Below are 23,387 nucleotides of genomic sequence, written 5' to 3'. Positions count from 1 at the left end.
CATTTTTTGGGAAACGTTCCTCCACATTTATGACAGTGATGAAAGCCAGGGCATATCCCTTTTTGATCACGGTTCGTTGATGCAGCCTAAAGGCAATTTTGTCGATGGCATCACACCAAATTGGCAGTGGTGATAAAAAGACACTAGTTTTAAAGAGAAATTTTTTGATTCGATAATGAGACGGCGAGAGAAAGCAACTGACGCTAAATACGTACTAGTAAATGCGGTCTCATGCAGTGGAACGAAGTGCTTTTACGCTCGATGAACATGTGAAGCGGACCGTCGTTGTTGATTTGGCGAATCATTTCGAGTGTTTAGCGCTTGTATAAAACCAGTCTGAAGGAAGACCTAATGAAAGGTTTGGTGAAGAACGAGCCAGTAATTGTGCTCGCCGATGAAGATCTGTCACACATTGATTTTCACCAGCAGGTTTTGAGCGAAAGTGGATATTGGCTTCGTTCAGTGGCAACACCGGCGAAACTGATAACGATTTTAGAGCAGCACCCTGTCAATATTCTTGTGCTTAGCATGGAGTTTTCGTTTGAAGGTGGTGATTCATTAAAAGCTGCTGTCAAAAAAATCCGCTCTCTCCCCACTTGCAAAGACACGCGAATTATTTTGACGTCAATGCATTTTTCCGACGAACAAAAACAGGCGGCTTATCGCGCGGGTGCAAGCGATTATATGGTGTACCCCATCGCGCCTGATGAACTTTATCTTAAGATGGGAACCCACCTTGTTGCAGGGGCGCGAAAGGGTATCTCAGGGGCATTAAGCCGCAGCTTCAACGTGTTATCTGAAGTGAATATGGCGCTTTATCCCTTGATCTCGACTGCGGTGAGTTGCGCGCAAGTGCTCAAACAGACATCGTTGAGTAACAAGCAATCTGTGTACGTTGATAGCTTGAGTGGCGCAATGAAACGCGCTTCAGTGATTGGCGACAACCTACGAGATTTTGAAGAGCTGTCAGTTAACGCTATTTCGCTGGACAATACCCCTTTTGACCTCGACCAACTGCTGGAAAGCTTGCGTGACTATTTGGTTGGTGAAGCGGAAAGTCGTTCCGTAGAACTGTTGTTCAACGTGCCGTTGGATGTGCCGCGTTCGTTAGTTGGCGACCCTGACAGACTTCGAAGAATCTTGCTGAACTTGATTACCGAAGCCATTTTTGTTGGTGGCGGTTGCCCAATCATCCTGAGCATTCATGCCGGAACACTTTCTGATTCGAGCGTGACGCTTGAATTTGCAGTGCACCAAAAGGTGACGGATGACGATGTGCCTTATGACGACTTAGATGAACTTGCGGAGCGTGCCGCGATGGCGATGTCCGAGTTAGACGAGTCGCTCAATCTGCTCATTGCTTGCTATCTCATCGAGAAAATGGGCGGTGTAATTCACGAAGAAGTGATGGGTGAGGATTCTGGCATCTATTTTAACCTTGAACTTCAGGTCGCCAAAGTCAGCGTAGAAAAAAGCTTTGCAGTGCCTGTTGATTTACGCGGACTGAGAGTGCTGGTCGTTGATGACAATCCATCCTCCATTGCCGTCCATTCTGCCATCATTTCTTCGCTAGGTTTTTATTGTGAATCCGCGATTGACGTAGACAGTGCTTTTCATGCCATCAAAGAAGGGCACCTAGATCTTGAAGGAGAACCCTATGATTTGGTGTTACTTGACTGGCACATGCCCGGAAAGAAAGGTTTTCATTTACTTGAAAAGCTACGCAGTGACTTGACGCCAGAGCAGATACCGTTGGTCATTGTGATCAGTGCATTCGATCGTGCTGTCATAGAGAAAGATCGAGGTAACGGTAAAATTGATGGGTATTTGCACAAACCTATTTCAGCTTCCGTGATGTTTGACACCATGATGGAAGTTTTGGGTGAAAACTTGCCAAAAACCCACCGCCGAGTGATTGCTGCGAAAGGCCAGTCAAACGCCGTCACGGTGAGTGGAGGGGGAAAGCGTATCCTTGTGGTCGATGACATGTCGATCAATCAGCAAATCGCGAAGGAAGTATTGATCAGCAATGATTTCCAAGTCGATGTTGCGGAATCTGGCAGAGAGGCGGTGGTGAAAGTATGCCCAGCACCAGAATTGTACGATGCCATTTTAATGGATTTGGAAATGCCGGATATGAATGGGTTAGAAGCCACGCGTATTATTCGTGAAACGGCAGATAAAGAGTCGTTACCCATTTTTGCACTGACCGCTCATACCATGGAACGCGATCGCCAACGTTGTCTTGATGCCGGAATGAACGATCATGTTTCCAAGCCGCTTGACGCGGACGTTCTACTCCAAAAATTGGCCGTATATTTAGGGCTAGCGGTGACCTCTAGAGACAATTCAACGCCAGAAGAAATCGAGCAAAAAGAAGAATACGAATATGTTGATATCAGCGATGGCATCAAGCGCGTGATGGGCAATGAAACACTTTATTTCAAACTGCTGAGTGATTTTGTACACCAAGCAAGATCACAGGAAAATCAAGTGTGTGCACTTATCGAGTCTGGCAAGTTGACGGAAGCGGCGGAGAATGTGCATACCATCGCTGGCAGTGCGGGGAATTTATCTGTTATTGCTTTGAGAAAATCCGCAAAGCAACTGCAAAATGCTTTACTTGCGTTAGAAGACCACCAAGCGTCTTTAAGTCAGTTCCGTCGTGATATTGATAATGCGATAAAAGAGATTGGTAGCATTTTACTGAAACGAAGCAACGTAGCCTTATCGTCCGCTCCCCATTCATTCGAGGGGAAAAAGGCAACGGACAAAGCAAGTAGAGCATCAAAGCTCGACAATAGGTTCCAAGAAAGGCTGTCCACGCTTGAATCGCAAATAATGGCGCAAGATATGATGGCGATAGACAACTACTACCAAATGTTGGTGGATTTTTGTGATATGGCGTCGAAGCTCAAACCTGTAGGAGACAAATTGATTGAGCTGGATTATCCACAAGCATTAATCGCGCTGAAAACCTTCAAGACCGAGCAGAATTTAAGCACGGCAACAGCCGAAGAGAGAGGCACATCTCATGATGGTTAATCATAGCGCGGCCGATAAAGACACGATACTTGTTATTGACGCATCACCCAATAGCATACGCATTCTGAACGCCATACTTGGTGAAGAGTATCGTGTCATTTTCTCCACAACAGGTGCAACGGCGCGTGTGTTAGTTAAGTCGGAACACCCTAAATTGATTTTAATGGATGTAGAGCTGCCAGACATTGATGGCTTTACGCTTTGCCAATCCTTCAAAAATGATGTAACCACCAAAGACATTCCTATTATTTTGATCACCGAGCATCAGGAAGATGAAGGTCGTGAGATGGGGTTGCGCATTGGCTGCGCAGACTACATTTCCAAACCTGTGTCGCCCGCCGAAGTGAAACTGAGAATTTATAACCAGTTGCGTATCCGACGGAATGAAGAGTTGATCATGCAACGCGCGTTATACGATTCGCTGACAGGTTTGGCTAACCGAAACTTGGCGTTGGATCGCCTGCGCTATGCCATTGCGCATGACCTGCGACGTGGTCTGTTGACTGCGGTTATGTTGCTTGATATTGATAGTTTCAAGATTATTAATGACACATTGAGTCATGATGTTGGTGACCAAGTATTGGTTGAATTGTCCCGACGCATTGTCGACGCCGTGCGGGAAGTGGATACCATTGGACGTGTGAGTGGCGATGAGTTTCTTATTGTTCTTCCAGGACTCCATCAAACTGAAAATGCCTGCCAGATCGCCAGTAAACTGCGTAAAGCGCTCAATAAACCCATTTCGGTGAATGGAGGAGGTGAAGTGCATGTCACTGCCAGTATTGGCATTTCTATTTCACCGCTAGATACGGATGATTTTAAGCGACTGTTTGCGAATGCAGATATTGCCAAGCATCAAGCGAAGAGTGGCGGGAAAGATTCATACCGCATGTTTACGTCCGAAATGAATGACAATGTGCATCGACGTTTACGCATTGAATATCATCTGGTTTGGGCGTTGGCGCGTAACGAGTTCTCTGTGGTCTACCAACCGTTTATCGACCTGAAAACCAATGAAGTTGTGGGCGCGGAAGCATTGCTGCGATGGGACAACAGCGAATTGGGCTCCGTGTCCCCCGTTGAATTTATTCCCATTGCAGAGCAATCCAATCTCATTTACGAAGTTGGCAAGTTTGTGCTAGCGACCGCCATTCGTGATTTTTCGCGTCTCACCAATGCCGCGGGCCATTTGCTCAACGTAGCGGTGAATATATCACCTCAGCAAATCCGGCAAACAAACTTCATCGATGACCTTCAAGAGATCATGGACAGTGAAGAGTTTGCACCTGAAAGGTTGGAGTTAGAAGTGACAGAAGGTTTGTTGCTCAGTCAGCAACCCTATGTCAAAGAGATGATAGCCAAACTGCATGACATGGGTATGGCATTGTCGATGGATGATTTTGGCACAGGCTATTCATCGTTGAGTTACCTGCTGCAGTTTCCTTTTGATGCATTGAAAATTGACAGAGAATTTATCGATGGCATAACGGATGTCGAGCTCAACGAGACGCTTGCCACTGCAGTGATCTCGATGGCTCAAGGGCTTAAAATGAAAACTGTCGCTGAAGGTGTTGAAACACAAGAGCAACTTGAAATGCTGAAATCAAAAGGCTGCGATTTGGCGCAAGGATACTACCTTAGTCGTCCTATCGACATTGATGCGTTTCGCTTGTTTTTGGGCATTGAGGATGCGCTGGAACAACAACCTGAAGACAATGAATCCGAGACTACGCAAAATTAAGTCGCATGATAGACAGCTAAATATGTCCAGTTGGGCAAGAAAAGACGAGGCGCTGCAAAGCGCCTTTCTTACATTTGAATAGAATCTAGGTTACAAAAAGTAAACTGGTTGACGGGGTGATTAAGGTTACTATAAGTTACTTGGAGTTTACTTTTATCGAGGTTGTCATGAATAAAAAAATCAATATTGATATCGTCTCTGACGTCGTTTGCCCATGGTGCATTGTTGGCTATAAACGCTTGGAAAAAGCCATAGAAGAATTGGGCATGCAAGATCGTGTTGCCATTGAATGGCAGCCGTTTCAGCTAAATCCCTATGTTGGCGAAGCAGGGGAAAACCTGCGTGAGCATTTGATGAAAAAGTATGGCAATAGTAAAGAAGATGGCATTCGTTCACGCCAACAGCTGACCAGTCTAGGGGCCGAATTGGGTTTTACTTTCAACTTCTTTGATGACATGAAAACCTACAATACGCGAGATGCACACTTACTGCTTGACTATGCCAAGTCACAAGGGAAACAAATGGCATTGCAGCAACGTCTATTTGATGCCTATTTTTCGGAGCAACAGGACATTTCTCATCGAGAGACACTGGCTAAATTACTGGCAGATGTGGGCTTGAACACCAGTGAAGCGATGGCTGTGTTAGACGATGAAGCAGCAGAAGAGGCTCTGGGGGGAAATCTAACCTATTGGCGTGAGCTTGGTGTTTCTTCGGTGCCAACCATTGTTTTTAATCGAGAGAGTGCAGTGACAGGGGCACAGCCTGTTGATGTGCTTAAGCAGATTCTGAAAGAATTAGATTCTCAATAATAAGAACGTTAGTGTCACGCGAAGGTCGCATTGTGGTCATCATGCTGATTACGATGGGCGTGGGCATGTTTGGTCGTTTCACCGCGGTATTCGCCTCTTGGTTAATTGTGAAACCAAAGGGGACGGAACCCGGTGATCTTGAGTTAAATTGTCAGTGAAGGCAGAGAAGGAAACCATGGCATTGCATTCATAGGTGCAGTCGCTTCGCGAGAAGATACGCGAGCTCAATGTGCTTTTGAAAGAGAAGCCCCAGTGATCAGAAACGAATAGACTCTCTAAAGTCAGACGCCCTCACAATGCAAAGTTCAGCACACCGAAATACAGGCAATCTGGATTGTTCCCATCCATATAAATGTCTGGGAGTTACAAATCTAAATACAGCCTTAGCATGTCTTTATGTTGCACGCCTTTCTCCCAAATTGGCTCGTCATAGTTATCAAGGAAATGATTTTTTATCACCGCAGATACACGAAACCCCATACGCTGATAAAAAGCGAGTTGATGACCAAATGTACCTGTACCTAATTCTAGCCGCTTAATTTTCTTGTTTCGCGTGAACTGAATGACGTGCTTCAGAAGATCAGTGCCATATCCACTACCCTGGAATTCTGGCGAAACGGAAATGTTGAATAATTCAGCAAGATTGGTGTCCGTTTTCTTAATGACACAAGCGGCAATGACTACCTTATTTTGAAAGCCGGCAAAACACCAAGAATCCAGCAAATAAGAGGCAATACTGGCTGCAGACGGATCGGCTTCCAAAAGCAATGATGGAGGAACGACTCTCGGCGGCACTTCCGCAAATGTCACTTTTTGATCCAATGGGCAGTCAAGGGTATTCAGCATGTTACACACCCATTTGATGGGGTTTTGTTTACCATCCAGTTCATGTTCTTCCTGAGAGAGTGACTCGTCTGACTAACATATTTCTTAGGTTGCCAGAGTATGAAAATAAACAATTGCATCAACATCACGCATTGCTCACGTTAATGGCATTTTATACAAGCAGGTACGCGTAATTATCATAAATGGGTCAGAAAATTTGATCCGGGGAAATGTATTTATGATTGCTCTAAATTATGTTTTGCTAACTTTCGCCTAAACATCAATTCTTTGATGTGCCATTCCAACATGCACAAGATGAAACAAGCGGAAACGACCATCAGAAAATAACGTGGGAAATTTTGGAAAAAAACTTCGATGACAGTGGGGTCTTCGAATAAATATAGAGAGATAAATCGTCCGCTTATTAATGCGATGCTACAAAATAGAAACCTTTTTGAAACATAACTGAGCATGCCATTACGACGTGTTTGTTTCCAGCGGAAGAATTTGTGATCCTGATCCATGGTGAAGCAAAGCCTTCGTTAAGCGTTGCCTAAGAGGATAATTTTTTATTGGGCAGAATTGGGTGAAAGTTAACCATTATGCGATCTGATTAATAGTAAATGTTTATTGTAATTGGCTTTTGAGTTGGTGGTTAGCGGGTAGCTGCGCGATTGTAAAAGCGGGGTGCGTCTTTTCGAGGAAGATGAATCAAATTGAGATTGGCTTGGATAGCGGTATTCACAGCCAGCGATGTCGGCGTGCCCAATGTAATCAACGTGCCGACACCTGCCATCACTGCTTTTTGTACCAGTTCAATACTGCATCGACTCGTGACGAGCAGTGCGTGAGAGTCTTTTAATATCCGTCCACGTAAGGCTGCACCCAGCACTTTGTCGAGCGCGTTATGCCGACCAATATCTTCGCGACAAAGCAAAATATTCCCTTCCGCGTTAACCAGCAAAGCGGCATGTATGGCACCACTGATATGACCGAGCGATTGCCATTGGCGCAATGTGTCGCGTAACTTCAGGATTTTGTCATTGTGCAACGGATCGACATGATTTAACGGCTCTAGATTGGGAATAGCATGCTCAAGTGATTCCGCGCCACAGATGCCGCACCCCGTTCTTCCAGCCAAATGACGCTTGGTGAGTGACATTCTTGCATGAGCGCGATTGGCTAAAGTAACGTGCGCCAACAAGGCATCGTTTTCTGTTTCAACCACGATGTCGTGGATCTCGCTGCCGTCACGAATTACGCGTTCGCTATAGGAAAACCCGTAAACAAAATCCTCGATGTCTTGAGGTGTCACCATCATGACTGCGTGGCTGACACCATTGAAGGTGATCGCCAGTGCGGTTTCGGTTGGTAGGGTTGAAAAGCACGTCACATCGTTCTCGTCATCTATGTAGTGATGCAGAGAATGGGGAGGAAGAGAGCACTCACCCGGCGCAATGACGGCTGCAATGGCAGGGTTGGTTTTGGGTTTTGTCATTTTTGACTCTTGGTTGTTTGCGCGTGCTTATTTCAAGATTGCTTAATAAGGTGGCGGGATCGGGCTTTGCCACTTTGATGACCTTTACAACATAGCATAGTGCTAACCAGAGAGGTGTATCCACGTAGTTTGTGAAAAAGTGATTTACGCCTTGTCGCAAACACTGCGGGTGCAGGCGCAATTTCGCACTCTGCCTATACTGCGCGTCTTTACCATGAGTGAGATAGCGAGGCGGTTTTTCCGCCCAACAGCGATGAAATGACTACACTTTTGGTGCAACCCGCCTCCGTCTTCATCGGAGGGATTGGATTCATCCGCGACTCAGGACAAGGGAATGACAGACTACTCAGGATTCGGACTGTTTAAACATGCACTTACCTTCCATGAAAACTGGCAGCGTGTTTGGCGTAACCCCACCCCAAAACCTTACTACGACGTGATCATCGTCGGTGGCGGCGGGCATGGCTTAGCGACGGCCTATTACCTTGCGAAAGAGTGCGGCGTGAAGAACGTGGCAGTGATCGAAAAGGGTTGGCTGGGCGGAGGAAACACCGCGCGCAATACCACCATTGTTCGCTCGAATTATTTGTGGGATGAAGCGTCGCAGCTTTATGAACATTCCCTCAAACTCTGGGAAGGGCTTTCGCAAGAATTGAATTTCAATTTGATGTTCAGCCAACGCGGCGTGCTTAACCTTGGCCATACTTTGCAAGACATGCGAGATATTGAGCGTCGTGTGAGTGCCAATCGCTTAAATGGGATTGATTGCGAAGTGCTGGATACGCAAGCTGTTCAAGACTTAGTGCCGCTGCTCGATTGCTCCGAAAACACTCGCTATCCCATTATGGGCGCAAGTTGGCAACCGCGAGGCGGTGTGGCGCGACATGATGCCGTTGCATGGGGTTTTGCGCGAGCGGCTGACCAATTAGGCGTGGATTTGATTCAGCAAACCGAGGTGACGGGTTTGCGTATTGAAGACGGGAAAATCAAAGGGGTGGAAACCTCAAAAGGGTTTATCGGCGCTGAAAAAGTGGGTTGTGTCGTGGCGGGGAACTCTGGCGAACTGGCACGCATGGCAGGGATGACCTTGCCGATTGAATCGCATCCATTGCAGGCCATGGTATCCGAGCCACTCAAACCGTGTATTGATACCGTGATTATGTCCAATCAAGTGCATGGTTATATCAGCCAATCTGACAAAGGCGATTTGGTGATTGGTGCAGGTATTGACGCTTACAACGGCTTTGGTCAACGCGGCTCCTTCCCTGTGATTGAGCATACCATTGCTGCCATTGTCGAAATGTTCCCCTTCTTGAGTCGTGTGAGAATGAACCGCCATTGGGGTGGCATTGTGGACACCTGTCCCGACGCATGTCCGATCATCAGCAAAACAGACATCCAAGGGCTGTATTTTAACTGTGGTTGGGGAACGGGCGGCTTCAAAGCCACGCCTGGTTCCGGTCATGTGTTCGCCCATACCCTTGCTAATGACAATCCTCACCCCCTAGCAGCCCCGTTCAATATTGACCGTTTTGTGTCGGGTTATTTGATTGATGAGCACGGCGCTGCCGGTGTTGCGCATTAACGTCACGCAGTATTGGAAAAGGAACTGACATGCTACGTATCTACTGCCCTTACTGTGAAGAACACAGAGAAGAAGACGAATATACCTATGGCGGTGAGGCGCACATTGTTCGCCCGCAAGACCCTGACGCCCTGAGTGATAAAGAATGGGGGCACTACCTGTTTCATCGAAAAAATATTAAAGGCAGTCACCGTGAAATGTGGTTTCACGCGGCAGGCTGTCGCAAATTTTTCAACGTGCAGCGCAATACCGTCACCTACGACATCGAAGCCGTTTACAAAGTGGGTGCCTCAGCACCGGATACGAATGGGGAGGCAGGCGCATGAGTCAGATTAATCGCTTACCTCAAGGTGGAAGAGTTGATCGTGATTCGTCGCTGACGTTCACCTTCAATGGGAAAGTCTATCAAGGGCACAAAGGTGACACCTTGGCGTCGGCGTTGATCGCCAATGGTGTCAAAGTGGTGGGGCGCAGTTTCAAATATCACCGCCCGCGCGGCATTGTTGGTGCTGGCGCGGAAGAGCCGAACGCGATCTTACAACTGGGCTCTCTGCCTTCCACTGCCTTGCCCAATCAACGGGCGACACAAACAGAATTGTACGATGGGTTGAATGCACGAGTCGTAAACGCTTGGCCAAGCCTTGAAAAAGACGTGATGGGGATGGTGGGTAAAATTGGTGGCGCGATGATGCCCGCAGGCTTTTACTACAAAACCTTCATGTATCCCGAGTCGCTGTGGCCGACGTATGAAAAACATATTCGTCATGCGGCAGGGCTAGGCGAAGTTCCCGGTGCTAACGACCCTGATAAATACGACAAAATGCATCATCACTGCGAGGTGTTGATTGTCGGCGCGGGCGCGGCGGGCTTAATGGCGGCGAGCGCACTGATCGGGCAAGGGCTTCGCGTGATATTGGTCGATGAGCAAGCCGAAATGGGCGGCAGTCTACTGCATTGTCGTGAGCAAATCGACGGCAAGCCTGCTGACCAATGGGTTGCTGATACTCTTGCCAAACTTAAAAAAGATCCTGATTGCACCTTACTGCATCGCAGCACCGCATTTGGTTACTACGACCATAACTTCGTTGGGGTGGTCGAGCGAAGAACGGATCACCTTGGCGACGAAGTACATGGCGTTCGACAACGCGTTCATCATATTCGCGCTGAACGTGTGTTATTGGCGACGGGGGCGATTGAACGCCCGTTGGTCTTCGGTAATAACGATTTACCCGGCAGCATGTTGGCGTCTGCGGTGTCAATTTACCTGCGCCGCTACGGCGTAGCACCCGGTGACACGTTGGTTTTGATGACCACCAATGACGAAGCCTACGACACAGCGATAGATTGGCATGAAAGCGGTCGAACCGTCGCCGCCATTGTCGATACGCGGCCATTTTCTGACGGTGAACGTGTTCAACAAGCAAAAGCATTGGGGATCACTGTGCTCCAAGGCCATGCCGTGATGAACCTGAAAGGCGGACATGAAGTGACGGGCGCTGAAGTTGTGCCTATCGACAAAACAGGCAGTAGTGTTACGGGAACCACGCAAGTGATTGCCTGTGATGTGCTCGCAAGCAGTGGAGGCTGGAGTCCAGCTTTACACTTGAGCTGTCACACGGGTGGACGCCCAGTGTGGAATGAAGATATTGCTGCCTTTGTGCCTTCAAACAGTGTGAAGGGCATGGACTATGCGGGTGCTGTGATCGGCCAAAGTGCACTAGCAGACGTGATGAAAGATGGTGCCGATGCCGCGCTACGAGTGGCTGAGGCACTGAATGTCTCACTCGAAACGCCAATCATGCCATTGGTGGGCGCAGTGGCAACAGATTTGGGCATGGCACTGTATCTGGCGCCGCACCGTTTGCCGGTCAGCCGTGCGCCAAAACAGTTTGTGGATTTTCAAAATGACGTGACCGCGGCAGGCATTGAGCTTGCCGTGCGTGAAGGCTACGAGTCGATTGAGCACATCAAACGTTACACAGCGATGGGCTTTGGTACGGATCAAGGTAAAACAGGCAACATTAATGGCATGGCTATCGCCGCCAATGCCATGGGTAAAACCATACCTGAAACGGGCACGACAATTTTCCGCCCTATGTATACCCCTGTCACCTTCGGTGCCTTGGCGGGACGTGATGTCGGAGCCATGTTTGACCCTGTGCGTTATACCGCCATGCATGCATGGCATGTTGAGAAAGGCGCGAAATTTGAAAATGTTGGACAGTGGAAGCGTCCTTGGTATTACCCGAAAGGGGATGAAACCATGGCGCAGGCACTGAGCAGAGAGTGCCGTGCGACTCGTGAAAGTGTCGGGATTTTAGATGCGTCCACCTTGGGTAAAATTGATATTCAAGGCAAAGACGTGCGTGAGTTTCTCAACCGTATTTACACCAATGGTTGGGACAAACTCGCCCCCGGACGTTGTCGCTATGGCCTGATGTGCCATGAAGACGGCATGGTGTTTGATGATGGTGTCACTTCTTGTATTAGCGACGAGCATTTTTTAATGACCACCACATCCGGTGGCGCAGCGGGCGTGCTGCGCTGGTTAGAAGCTTGGCATCAAACCGAATGGCCTGAACTGGATCTTTACTTCACCAGCGTGACCGATCATTGGTCAACCATGACCATCTCTGGTCCAAACTGCCGCAATGTGCTTAAGCAGTTAGTGGGCGATGAAGATATCTCCGAAGAAACCATGCCCTTTATGAGCTGGAAACCGATGATGGTCGCAGGGGTGGAAGCCCGCGTGTTCCGTATCAGTTTCACGGGTGAACTGTCGTTTGAAATCAACGTGAATGCCAACGCGGGCATGTATGTGTGGGAACAAGTGATGAAAGCGGGCGAACCGTATGGCATTACCCCTTATGGCACGGAAACCATGCACATTCTGCGCGCTGAAAAAGGCTTTATCATCGTGGGGCAAGACAGCGATGGTTCCGTGACGCCGCAAGATCTCAACATGGGTTGGATAACCGGTAAACAGAAAACGTACAGCTTTATTGGTCGTCGTTCATGGGCGCGAGAAGACACATCGCGAACCGACAGAAAACAGCTGGTGGGGTTGAAGTGTACTGAACCTAGCAAAGTCATCCCAGAAGGGGCGCAAGCGGTTGATAACCCTAATCAGCCCATTCCGATGACCATGGTTGGGCATGTGACGTCTTCCTATTACAGTGATGTTTTGGGCGGTTCTATCGCGCTGGCGCTGATCAAAAACGGCCTAAATCGTATGGGGGATCATGTGCATTTCCCCTTGGCGGATGGCACAGTGTTGGAAGCGCAGATTTGTAGCTCGGTGTTTTACGACATCAAAAATGAAAAGTCGTTAACGGTCAAAGACGCGGATGTGTCGCCATTGTCAGAGGTCTTTGCGGTGAAAAATGCTTTGCCGCTGCATCATTTGGGCAAAACACATCCTACCGCGCCGGGTGTTCATCTTCATGAATACGACGGGGTGAGTCAGTTGATCCTTCGTGGTGAACCAACCGCCGAATTCGCGGCGAATGTTGAACAAGTACTTGAGCTCTCGCTGCCGACATCGGCGTGCACCTCATCCGTGTCAGAACGCCATGAAGTGTGGTGGTTATCGCCAGATGAATGGTTAGTATTGAGCTTTGAAGACTCGGCACAACAAACCGAAGCGTCGTTGCGTGCTGTCTTGAGCGGGCATTATCAGGTCGTTGATGTATCTGGCGGACAAACTTTGCTTACGCTGACAGGATCGCATGCTGTCGATGTGCTGAAAAAATCCATGCCCTATGACGTTGACCCGCGTCATTTCCCGATTGGGAAGTGTGTGGGAACGACGTTCGCCAAAGCGCAGGTGTTTATCAGACACCGAAGTGAGAACTGCTATGACCTTATCGTGAGGCGAAGTTTTGCGGATTACGTGGCATTGTGGCTTCAAGATGCAGGCGAAGAATATGGCATCGCGCTCGATTGCTAGTCAATGAACGAACTTTCTTAGCTGTCATTTCACAATCAAAATCAGCCCGCCATCAGCGCGGGCTTTTTATGGCTGGCTATATCAAATGAGGAACGACATTCCTGCCAACGAGCATTGTGAACTGGCTATGATCGAACAAAGCCAATAAAAGAGAATGCCCTGTTGTCTGTGATCACCGACCCTTACTTCTATCTGTTAGCTGCGCCGGCGGTGCTGATCTATGGCATCGGTAAAGGTGGGCTTGGCGGCGCATTGGGGATCATTGCGGTGCCTTTGATGGCCTTTGCGGTTGCTCCGACGCAGGCTGCCGCTATCTTGCTGCCGATATTATTGGTCATGGATTTTTTTGCGGTGCGATACCACTACAAGAATGCGGATTACAGCGTCATAAAACGCATGTTACCGGGCGGGCTGGTGGGCATTGCGCTCGCAGGTTTTTATATGCATGCCGTGCCACAGGCGGGGCTAAAACTCACCATCGGCGTCTTGTCCCTGTGGTTCTGCGGGCACTATGTGCTGTCTGAACTGGGCGTCATGAAAGCCGCGAAAAGACGAAAAGGGAGACTGTCGGGATCAATTTGGGGCGGTATTAGTGGATTTTCGAGCACCACGGTGCATGCAGGCGGCGGCCCGCGAGTATTTACCTGTTACCGCTGAAACTCGAAAAAGTGACGCTAGTAGCGACCATGGCGGTGTTCTTTGCCATGTTGAACGTGGTGAAAATTATTCCTTATGCCGCCATTGGCGAGTTTGACCAAACCAACTTGCTGACAGCGCTGATCTTAATTCCTCTTGCTCCATTGGGTGTGGCGATGGGCGTGTGGTTGCTCCATCGCGTCAGCCAAACGCTAATCTATCAACTCTGTTATCTCTTTCTGTTTCTATCAGGTATCAAGCTTTCTTCTGATGGTCTCTTGAGTCTGATCTGAGCGTTGCGTTTACAGTTGCCTGCTCAATCGAAACGCGAGCGAAACGGCGAGCGATTGTGCCAAACACAAAGTCGCTGTTTGTGAGCGGAATGACTCAACTTCTGCTTCTTTAATCACAAAACACACATCACTGTTTGCCGCCAATGGGCTGACTTGGCTATCAGTAAACACGATTTGTTTTGCTTTGGCGGCGGCTCCTCGCTCACAAAGCTCGATGGTCTCGGGCGAGTACGGAGAAAAGCTGGCACCAATGACCACATCTTTTTCATTCACGAGTGCTAATTGCTCGGAGGCCATGCAGCCAAAGCCATCCACTAACACAACGCGACGTTCCAAATGGCGTAAAGCATAAGTCAGGTAAGAGGCAATGCTGAATGCGCGCCGCATGGCGACCACGTAAATGGTATCGGCGTTTTCCAGTAAATCCACCGCGGCATTCAGTTGCTCGGGACTCACTGCACTGGTTAGTTCTTGTAAAGCGATCGTATTGGCATGAGAAAACTGCTGAAGAATGTTGCTAGGGGTATCTAAGGACGCGTCAGTTTGGCTTTCTTTAAGCAGTTTGGCGCGTTCAGTGTAACTGCTGGTTTCTTCCACCAGATTCTTGCGAAAAAGCTGCTTCATTTCGTTGAAGCCACTGAAATCAAACGCATTGGCAAACCGGATCAGCGTGGAAGGTGGCACACTGGCATGGGTCGCAATCACGGCGACAGTATCAAAGGCGATGCTGTTTGGGTTGTCGAGCACATAATGGGCGACTTGTTGTAATCGCTTGCTCAAGTCGTGATAGCGCTGTCGGATTTGCTGTTGTAATTCAGCGAGGTGTGTTGCCGTTGCCATAGTGTATCCAGTTAGATTCCATCTATGGCAAGTGTAATGTTTCGAAATCAAATTGGAAATGGAATTTTTGTTTCGCCACTGGAAAGGTATCGCCCAACCTGGTGTTGGGCAAACCGTGATCAGTGAAATACGATTGGCGAAGACCTATTGCGAAGACCTATTGCGAAAAAGTGATGTGTTTAAAATGCGGATTGTCGATAAGGACATCTAATGTGAGTACTTGGTCTAGCAAGACAAGCACAGTCTTGCTATTCACATTCATGGCGATGCATTCTTGTTTGTCGCCGTTGCGTGCCGTGTCTTGGGCAATTCCTTCCACCACCTCACTGGATTTTAATACAAGCTTGATCGGGTAATGAAATAAACAGACGATTTCTACATAGTCATATTCTTCGCATTTGATCATCGCCATATCCTCCTGTGTGACCCTTGTATTAGTGTCGTCTAGGATTATGTTAATTGCTCGTCGTGTCTTCAGGTAACACCAATGTACGGACTTCCACACGGCGGTTTTGGGCTTTGCCTGCGGCAGTTTTATTACTCGTCACAGGTGCGGTTTCGCCACGCGTCAGGGTCTTAATTGGCGTGTTTTTTCCTGTTGCGTTTGCACCTGACGCGTGAACCAACTGACCTTTTACCGACTCTGCACGTTGCAAGCCGAGTTTAAGGTTGTACGCATGGCTACCAACACTGTCAGTGTGACCTTCAATAGACAGTGGCGTGTCAGCACGCTTGATGGTGTCAACGATGCCCGCCAGAATTTTCTTACCCGTTGGCGTGAGGGAAGACTTATCAAAACCAAAATGCACCATGGCGATTAACTGGTTGTGCTTCACTGCAACACTTGGGGTTTCTCTGACTAAAAACTCGGCGCATTGCTTGTTTAGACCAGCATTGACCAGTGCTTCGATAAATAAAGGCGCAGCAGGGTGGCCCTCCACTGAACGCTCTAACTGCAAATATTGCGCGCGATGGAATAGAACTTCAGTTGACGGTTCGAGGCTGACGCGAAAGGCGACCTCGGTATTTTTGTCAGCGCAAATATCTTCAAAAACTATCGCTGGAAGGGTTGCTGCTGCACTTGGCATTGACAGAGTACACACTGTAAAAAGCAAAGCTGCTAGAGAAAGCGCTGATTTCATAATTTTTCTCTTTCTGTTCGTGTTCGTTAATGGTCGAAAATGGGGTTATTGGTCGTAGTGACGGAAATACAGGTGCCCGACTTCTTCACTGATAAGCTCTAGTACCGTGTCATAAATGTCTTGGTAAGAGCTTGCAGACTGGATATTTTCTTCGCCGGCACAGATTTTAAGCCCAGGGTTTTTATCAATGTCGTAACCAAAACCGATGACAAAGATTTTCGCTTCCACTTGTCTCCCACCAATATTTTTACTTTCTAACGAACTAAGAATATTGTCACAAAGGCCACGGTTGTAGAGTTGAAGGGCTGCATAACCGGGGTAGCGGTTATCTGTTGGATTATTCTCGTCAATAGAATCCTCACCGTCAGACAGTACAATGATGAGTTTTCGGACGTTCTCACCGCGGGTAACAATCTTCCCCGCTTCAATGATTCCTTCATAGGACGCCGTGCCGTAAGAAGGATAGAAGCGCGAAATGGTTGATCGAAAACTCGGGAAGTCTTCAGTGAGATCGAGTGTTCTGAATGCGGAATAATCCTGGGCGTATCGGCCCGTGATACTGGTACGCTTGTTATTTAGTGGGTCGGATACTGTCGCATTGAAATTGATGTTGGGAATGTTCTTCCACCACTCCCAAGTTAGGCTCGAATAGTTTCCGTAATAGTCCACATTGCTGTAATAGCGGCTTCCATCATGGGGATACATATTGTAACCAATAAAGGAAACGCGGTTGAGGATGCGCTGACCATTGAGCTCAAGTTCTGTTGACTCGTTAAAGGCTTGGAGTTTTTGGGTGATGTCTGAAATCACCTGAATCACGCCTAAGTATTTGATGTCATTGTTCCAGCTTGCCAACATGGAACCGGAAAAATCCGCGACAAAGGCGACATCAATAGTAAATCCTTGGTACTTTCGCGCGACGGCTGAGCCTTCTAATACCAAGGTTTCTTCATAGCCAGCAGCATAGTCATCTTCTGGGTACCAAGATTCAAATTCTGAGCTGAGAGTGACTCTGTATTCGGTGAATACCAGCCCCTCTTTATCGTATATCCCAGGTTTCCCGCAGTTGCTGCCGTATATCTGATCGCAACTTTTACGGACGATATTAATGTCTGATAGGGTGATTTCACCATCAGGCACATACGCGTCGACAATGCCTTTTGCTAATTCCTGATTCGTTGTGGTGTCGAAGGTTGCATTTGCGGCGACTGCAAGTGACGCAACTTCAACGCTATCACCGATCCGTGCATGTGTTTGTAGGTAACGTGTCGATTCCACCGCGAGTGCGAAAACACTGAAAAGCAGCGGAAAGATGATGACAAAGATGATGGAGGCAATGCCGCGTTGATGAGAAGGCAAAGAAACCTGCATGGTGATTTCCTATCGACCGAAAGAAAGAGAGATCGAGCGAACGCGCTCGAATGTTTCGCCAGCCAAATCGCCATACCAATTGTCGGTGCGATAGCACAGCGTGACCTGATAAAGCGCCAGCTTATTATCAAACTGAGTCACAGGAGAGAGATCCATTTTTTGCCTGAGAGCTTCCTCGGGCTCGCATGAATATGCACCCAGAGTAAAAATATGTTGGTTCACAACGGCAGTAATGGGATTTTTATTTGCATCGAATCTTTGCTGCTCGATCACCATACCTAGGCGTGAAATGTCGAAGTTGCCCATGGTGCTGTTGAGCGAGCGTTGAATGAGAGAAAACGACTTAGCGGCCTCGTCGAAGGTCATGGTTTCATTACCCTCGAACAGCTGCGAGCGTTCTCGCAATAGGCTAACTAAGGAATAGGAAAGGCGATCGAGCTTACCTTTCACGGTTTGTTTGACCACCACGTCCATGGTAAACACGATGATTAGGCTAAGTACGAGTAAGATCATCGAAAGTTCGATGATAAAAACACCACGTTGTTTACTGACTGAATGCATCACGCTCAAACTCTTGTAGGCCAAAAACTTCACGTGACAGTGTCACGGACTCGTCATCAAAAAATAGGGCAAAAATTGGCTTGTATTCATAGCTGATGCGATAGAGCGCAATGGGATTATTATTTCTGTTGCTTCCGCCACTAAATGCCGGATTACTGGCTTGGTTAAAGGAGGTGAAATAGCGCACTGAGACATCAAATTTGTTTGGGTCAACGATCTTCACCCACAGTTGGTCGCTATCAAGCAAAGCTTCGCGAAATAGCGCTTCATAATCCGCATTGGCTGAGGTTCGTGCCGCGCGTGATGACTCTGAAATAGAATAATCGACAACGGAAGAAATAAAGCCCATCACACATATTTCTGCCCAAGCAATCATTGAGTAAAAGAGCATAATGAAACCCATCGCGAACTCGATACTGACAATACCCTGTTGCTTCTTTGATGTGGCTCTTCTGTGCAACGGCTTTTGTTTAGGCGATGACATTGTTGTGTTTTGTGGTAATGAACGCATAGCTTATCGTTAAGCCTCCCAGCGAATAGTGAGCGTGTTACCGTCTACAGCGACAACGGGTTTACCTTTCGCGCCATCACGAAGCGTAAGCACAATTCGGACGTAGTTTTTGTGCTCGCCAAGCTCGATCATTTTTGCGGGCCCCTCTTTTAAGTATTGTTTTCTTTTGGTGGTGAAATCCTTTGCACCTCGCACGTCAAACACCCATTTGTTGCGTTTCTCGAGGAACATGGTGCGCACTTTTTCCAATTCAAAATCAGCCGTGGCGACATACTGTTCGTTGCCACTGCCGTTGGCCGTGACAGGTTGGTATTGCAGTGCAGTAATGAGTTTGCGAGATCGTTTTTTGCTGCTGGTTTTCCGTTTTTTCGCTTTAGCTTCTGCAATTTCTTTCGCTTTTGCTGCTGTGGCCAGTTCGGCAACCTGCTTTGCTTTTTTTTCTTTGGCTGCTTTAACTCGCTCTCGCGCCAATGTAAGAGGATCACGGGCATGCTCTTTGGTTTTCTCGATTTCAGACGCTATGTCTTCGTTTGCTGCCGTATTGATGGCTTTGAGAGCTAAGGGCTTAGGTTGTGTTTTTTCAGGCTTGGCTTCTAATACGGGTTTGATGCCTTTTTCTACACCGTGTTTTGGTTGGGCTGAATCCATGGCCTTAACCAAGTTGGAGGAAGGAGCCTTTGCTATTGTTGATGAAGGTGCGTTGTTGGGTGAAGGCGATGGCACTTTTGCGATAGTGCTTAGCCCTGCAGTGGATTGGGTTAGGTTTATTAATGTGGTAGTCGGCGTCAACTGAGAATGATGGATCTTAGCGCTATTCAGGCTTTGGAATTTCTCAGCCAGATGGATATCGCTTTCACTGCCTGCGAGCATTTGGCTAAATGCTCGGGTACGTCCTGCTTTGGCAAAAGCCAGTACCAGATTGGCTTTGGCAGTATCGTCGGCACGTCCGCTTTGTACCAAAGGCATTAAAATATCAATGGCTTGATCAAAATCCCCTTGCAGCATTGCAATCATCGCCAGATTGTTCTTAACCGTCGCATCATCGAAATGAAATTGCCTTGCCGATTCAAACGCGACTTTCGCCTCCGCCAATTGACCTTTGCCAGCCAATATCAGGCCTCTCAAGTTATGTGCTTCGCCCAATTCGTTATCTATGCGAATCGCTGCGTTTGTGTATTGTTCTGCTGATGGCATTTTGCCTTGATCGAAAAACACGTTGGCGCGAAGCAAGGCAAGTTCGGCTGTATTCCGAGCCTTTGGTGGAATTTGAGAGAGCTGGAACATCGCGGCTTCAGGATCCCCCATTAAGTAATGCACATTGGCAAGCTTGTGGCGTACCTCGGCACTTGGCTCTTTTTGTAATTCTGTCTGATACCGTGTGATGAGTGCAGAATAGCTGCCAGAATCCATGAGAAGTTTCTCGCCGTTTTGGCGTGCGTAATCGCTAGGTGACGAGGTGGTACAACTCACAACCAGCAAGGTTGTGGCGAGCGCTAAGGGTATTTTCATTATCCGAGCATCCTCATAATTCCTGGTGCCGTGATGAGAATCACGATAGGCATCACGATGAATAAAATGAGTGGCACAGACATTTTCGATGATAGCTTTCCCGCTTTTTCTTCTAGCGAAAGTAACTGAATCTCACGAATGTCTCTCGCCAGCGTAGAGAGCACTTCATAGATAGATGTGCCGTGCTTCATACTTTGCGTTAGTGTCATCACAAAGCTGTGCATTTCAGGGGCGGGTACACGATCGTGAAGTTCTAGCAAGGCTTTGTCTAAACCCACGGTTTGCGCTCTGTCTCGTAGTCGTTTGAGTACGTAGGCAATATCGCGGTCAAACGCAGCCATTTCTGAGGTCAGGTAGAACAGCGTGGTTTCAACCGTCATACCGGTCTGAACGCAAACTCCCATGATATCGAGTAGGTAGGGAAGTTGACGGGTGATTTTCCCCGCGAGTGAACGGCGGCGCATTTCGAGGTACATATCTGGCGCAATAATGACCAGCACCACAAGCAGGCTCAACCACATGATTTTTGTTTGGTAGTCTTCTAGCAGGGGTTTATCACCGGCAAATAAGATAATGCCGAAACCCACCGCTCCAACGGTGTATTTCACTAGAAAGTAATAAGGGGCAAAGCGTGTGTTGTAGAAACCCGCGCCGATAAATTTTTCAGAAATTTCGGTGTTGGTCGCGGAAAAGAAACTCGACGCGATCCGTGAAATCTCCGCCATGGCTGATGGCTTTTCAACCGAGGTTGTCAAGGTGCCTTTGATAGAGCGATGGCGACGCATGGAGGTATAGACAATCGTCAACAGCAACGCGCCCCCAAACGTGAAAAATAGTGCGTACAGTACTAACGATAAACCGCTCATTACTTTACGCTCCGCATCAAGGCAGTGATAATAGACATGCCTATCGCTTGACTAATCAATGTGTAATAAAGCAAAGGACGACCTTCAGGATTATTCATGACAAAGTCATAATTTTCCGGGCTGAGTAACCGCATGACACCAAACAAGAAAAAGAACGGGATAGCACAAACGATATACGCTGACATCCTTGCTTCAGCGGTCATTGCACGCTTTTTCATGTCAATGCTTCTGGCATCAAACAACACCCGATTTAATCGCGTGATCACATGACGCAACTGTCCACCGCGATTCACATTGACGCGCATAGAGATAACAAAAAATTGAAAAGCAGGGGTTGGGAAGCGGGAACAGGCTTTGCGAAAGACGGTGTCCGTAGACTCCCCCATGTTCAGTCGCTCCCCCATGATCTTAAATTCTTTTCCGACAATATTGTCGAGCGATTGACCGACAAATTGGATAGCGTGAAGCAAACTTTCGCCCGCAGACACCGAGCTCGCAATCATATTCAGTGCATCAGGGAAATGATTTTCAAATGCCCGTTGAGCGCGGATATCGAGATAGCGAATCCCTAAAAAAGTCGCGAGTGGCAAGACAATAACAAGACCAGCAAGCGTGCCGACCTTGAATAGCGTCGAGAGCATATAAACCCCAGCAGACGCAGTGACGAAGTAAAATGCGATGATTTTTAGTACGGCAAATTCACCAATGCCAGCGAAAATATTTTCAGCATATCGGCGTATACGCTGTGGCAAGGTAGTTTGTGTTAGGGCTTCCATGTCTACGGCACGGTTTTCTAAAAATCGTGTGACAGGCAGTGGGTTGTTATCACGAAGCATACTTTCTCGGCGGGCTTTTAGTCGCGTTTGCTTGTGAAAAATATACAAACCTACAGCCACGAATAGGCAATAGATAAGGTTCGCAATCATGCAGTTACTCCACTGAAAATGCTGTTTAGTTCTTTTTCAAGACCGAAATAACGTGCCTTTTCATACAAAGCAGAGCGCTCCATTAAACCGGCGGTCACGAAATCACCCAACACTTTGCCTTTACTTGATAGCCCCTGGTGTTCAAAGCGGAATATTTCTTCCATCACCACGTTCTGGCCTTCCATGCCAATCACTTCACTGATGCTCATCACTTTGCGGCTTCCATCATGCAATCGACTGATCTGAATGATGACATCGACGGCGCTCACTACGGTGCGTCGAATGGCTTCCAAAGGGAGCGACGCTGTCGCCATCATCACCATGCTTTCGATACGGGAAATGGCATCACGTGGGTTGTTAGCGTGAAGGGTGGTCATGGAGCCATCATGTCCCGTGTTCATCGCTTGCAGCATTTCAAAGGCTTCAGAGCCACGACACTCACCAATAATGATGCGATCAGGGCGCATACGAAGTGCGTTTATCACCAAATTCCGTTGATTAACTTCGCCCGTGCCTTCAATGCCTGCTGTGCGTGTTTCTAAACGAACTATGTGAGGCTGTTGTAATCGCAGTTCTGCTGCATCCTCAATGGTGACAATCCGCTCTCTTTCCGAAATGTACTGGGATAGGGCGTTCATCATGGTGGTTTTACCTGAGCCGGTACCACCAGAAATCACGATGTTGAGCCGACAGCGAGAGGCAATTACCATCAGTTTGGCGACTTCCGGGCTCATGGCACCAAACTCAATGAGATCGCCAAAACCGATGCTTTTCTTTTTGAATTTACGAATGGAAATCGACGCGCCATCAATGGCGATGGGCGGTAAAACGATATTGACTCGACTACCGTCCATGAGGCGTGCATCACACAGTGGGACAGATTCATCAACGCGACGCCCCACTTTGGCGGCAATGCGTTTGGCGATGGTAAGGAGTTGTTCGTTGTCGATAAAGGTAATGGGTGATTTCTCAACCAAGCCGTTTCGCTCAATGAAAACGGCTTGAGGCCCATTGATCATGATGTCGGAAATAGAGTCATCTTCAATCAATGATTGAATGGGACCCAGCCCACGAAGTTCGTCATACATCATCTTCACATAGTCATTGCGAAGTGATGTTGGCATGGGCACATTGTCCTGCTCTGTTAGCAGGTTAATGGCTTGGGTGAGCTGACTGTTTAATTCTTCTTTCGACAGCGTGGTAATGGCTTCCGCGTCAATGGCATCAAAAATACGTTCGCGGAATGAGCGATAGAGTTCCTTTGGACCAAGCATAAA

Annotated in this window: 19 protein-coding genes and 1 pseudogene; 8 read left to right on the top strand and 12 right to left on the bottom strand. The window is 47.9% G+C overall.

Translation table 11 applies throughout. The features are described from left to right. The first annotated feature begins 351 nt into the window (after nt 1-351). From AC3CIC_RS20535 to AC3CIC_RS20520, 4 genes are all read left to right on the top strand, one after another. Nucleotides 352-3,045: a response regulator gene (locus tag AC3CIC_RS20535; protein ID WP_488516039.1), complete on the top strand. Its 2,694-nt coding sequence runs from the start codon at nt 352-354 to the stop codon at nt 3,043-3,045. Further along, on the top strand, nt 3,035-4,786 hold the full coding sequence (locus AC3CIC_RS20530; RefSeq protein WP_488516038.1) for a two-component system response regulator: 1,752 nt from the start codon (nt 3,035-3,037) through the stop codon (nt 4,784-4,786). The genes AC3CIC_RS20535 and AC3CIC_RS20530 overlap by 11 nt, the downstream gene beginning before the upstream one ends. Before the next feature lie 167 nt (nt 4,787-4,953). Further along, nucleotides 4,954-5,598, top strand: coding sequence for a DsbA family oxidoreductase (locus tag AC3CIC_RS20525; protein WP_488516037.1), 645 nt, complete (start codon nt 4,954-4,956; stop codon nt 5,596-5,598). Between the two features lie 11 nt (nt 5,599-5,609). Continuing rightward, the gene (locus AC3CIC_RS20520) at nt 5,610-5,756 is read left to right on the top strand and encodes a hypothetical protein (RefSeq protein ID WP_488516036.1); all 147 of its coding nucleotides are present in this window, start codon (nt 5,610-5,612) and stop codon (nt 5,754-5,756) included. 205 nt (nt 5,757-5,961) lie between these two features. On the opposite strand, the gene AC3CIC_RS20515 is transcribed toward AC3CIC_RS20520, so the two are convergent. Then, nucleotides 5,962-6,444: a GNAT family N-acetyltransferase gene (locus AC3CIC_RS20515; RefSeq protein WP_016959138.1), complete on the bottom strand. Its 483-nt coding sequence runs from the start codon at nt 6,442-6,444 to the stop codon at nt 5,962-5,964. Between the two features lie 634 nt (nt 6,445-7,078). Then, on the bottom strand, nt 7,079-7,921 hold the full coding sequence (fdhD, locus tag AC3CIC_RS20510) for a formate dehydrogenase accessory sulfurtransferase FdhD (RefSeq protein ID WP_488516035.1): 843 nt from the start codon (nt 7,919-7,921) through the stop codon (nt 7,079-7,081). Nucleotides 7,922-8,255: 334 nt separating this feature from the next. Here fdhD and AC3CIC_RS20505 point away from each other — a divergent pair, with 334 nt between their 5' ends. The 4 genes and pseudogenes from AC3CIC_RS20505 to AC3CIC_RS20490 all read left to right on the top strand — a co-directional run bounded on the left by AC3CIC_RS20505 (nt 8,256) and on the right by AC3CIC_RS20490 (nt 14,384). Beyond that, nucleotides 8,256-9,506, top strand: a complete 1,251-nt coding sequence (locus AC3CIC_RS20505) for a sarcosine oxidase subunit beta family protein (RefSeq protein WP_488516034.1) — start codon at nt 8,256-8,258, stop codon at nt 9,504-9,506. Nucleotides 9,507-9,535: 29 nt separating this feature from the next. Next, nucleotides 9,536-9,832: a sarcosine oxidase subunit delta gene (locus AC3CIC_RS20500; RefSeq protein ID WP_488516033.1), complete on the top strand. Its 297-nt coding sequence runs from the start codon at nt 9,536-9,538 to the stop codon at nt 9,830-9,832. Beyond that, nucleotides 9,829-13,455, top strand: coding sequence for a sarcosine oxidase subunit alpha family protein (locus tag AC3CIC_RS20495; RefSeq protein ID WP_488516032.1), 3,627 nt, complete (start codon nt 9,829-9,831; stop codon nt 13,453-13,455). Before AC3CIC_RS20500 ends, AC3CIC_RS20495 begins: the two co-directional genes overlap by 4 nt. Nucleotides 13,456-13,617: 162 nt before the next feature. Beyond that, a pseudogene (locus AC3CIC_RS20490) lies at nt 13,618-14,384 on the top strand (sulfite exporter TauE/SafE family protein). Nucleotides 14,385-14,393: 9 nt separating this feature from the next. Here the strand turns inward: AC3CIC_RS20490 and AC3CIC_RS20485 are convergent. The 10 genes from AC3CIC_RS20485 to AC3CIC_RS20440 form a co-directional block, all read right to left on the bottom strand. Next, nucleotides 14,394-15,224: a MurR/RpiR family transcriptional regulator gene (locus AC3CIC_RS20485; protein WP_488516031.1), complete on the bottom strand. Its 831-nt coding sequence runs from the start codon at nt 15,222-15,224 to the stop codon at nt 14,394-14,396. Nucleotides 15,225-15,381: 157 nt separating this feature from the next. Beyond that, nucleotides 15,382-15,630 (bottom strand): Rho-binding antiterminator, encoded by a 249-nt coding sequence (locus AC3CIC_RS20480; RefSeq protein ID WP_488516850.1) that lies wholly within the window; start codon nt 15,628-15,630, stop codon nt 15,382-15,384. A 49-nt stretch (nt 15,631-15,679) separates the two neighbouring features. Further along, nucleotides 15,680-16,366, bottom strand: coding sequence for an OmpA family protein (locus AC3CIC_RS20475; protein WP_488516030.1), 687 nt, complete (start codon nt 16,364-16,366; stop codon nt 15,680-15,682). A 45-nt stretch (nt 16,367-16,411) separates the two neighbouring features. Continuing rightward, nucleotides 16,412-17,737: a TadE/TadG family type IV pilus assembly protein gene (locus AC3CIC_RS20470; RefSeq protein ID WP_488516029.1), complete on the bottom strand. Its 1,326-nt coding sequence runs from the start codon at nt 17,735-17,737 to the stop codon at nt 16,412-16,414. 9 nt (nt 17,738-17,746) lie between these two features. Further along, complete coding sequence (gene tadF / locus AC3CIC_RS20465) at nt 17,747-18,298, bottom strand: tight adherence pilus pseudopilin TadF (RefSeq protein ID WP_488516849.1); 552 nt, start codon at nt 18,296-18,298, stop codon at nt 17,747-17,749. Further along, nucleotides 18,282-18,701 (bottom strand): TadE/TadG family type IV pilus assembly protein, encoded by a 420-nt coding sequence (locus AC3CIC_RS20460; protein WP_488516028.1) that lies wholly within the window; start codon nt 18,699-18,701, stop codon nt 18,282-18,284. The genes tadF and AC3CIC_RS20460 overlap by 17 nt, the downstream gene beginning before the upstream one ends. A 117-nt stretch (nt 18,702-18,818) precedes the next feature. Continuing rightward, nucleotides 18,819-20,318 (bottom strand): hypothetical protein, encoded by a 1,500-nt coding sequence (locus AC3CIC_RS20455; RefSeq protein WP_488516027.1) that lies wholly within the window; start codon nt 20,316-20,318, stop codon nt 18,819-18,821. Beyond that, nucleotides 20,318-21,184: a type II secretion system F family protein gene (locus AC3CIC_RS20450; protein ID WP_016959151.1), complete on the bottom strand. Its 867-nt coding sequence runs from the start codon at nt 21,182-21,184 to the stop codon at nt 20,318-20,320. The genes AC3CIC_RS20455 and AC3CIC_RS20450 overlap by 1 nt, the downstream gene beginning before the upstream one ends. Continuing rightward, the gene (locus tag AC3CIC_RS20445; RefSeq protein ID WP_016959152.1) at nt 21,184-22,110 is read right to left on the bottom strand and encodes a type II secretion system F family protein; all 927 of its coding nucleotides are present in this window, start codon (nt 22,108-22,110) and stop codon (nt 21,184-21,186) included. The genes AC3CIC_RS20450 and AC3CIC_RS20445 overlap by 1 nt, the downstream gene beginning before the upstream one ends. After that, nucleotides 22,107-23,384: a TadA family conjugal transfer-associated ATPase gene (locus AC3CIC_RS20440; RefSeq protein WP_488516026.1), complete on the bottom strand. Its 1,278-nt coding sequence runs from the start codon at nt 23,382-23,384 to the stop codon at nt 22,107-22,109. The genes AC3CIC_RS20445 and AC3CIC_RS20440 overlap by 4 nt, the downstream gene beginning before the upstream one ends. Between the last annotated feature and the right edge of the window lie 3 nt (nt 23,385-23,387).

Source organism: Enterovibrio sp. QJM3NY_24 (genome assembly GCF_057786035.1).
This window is presented reverse-complemented; position numbering and strand designations above follow the sequence as displayed.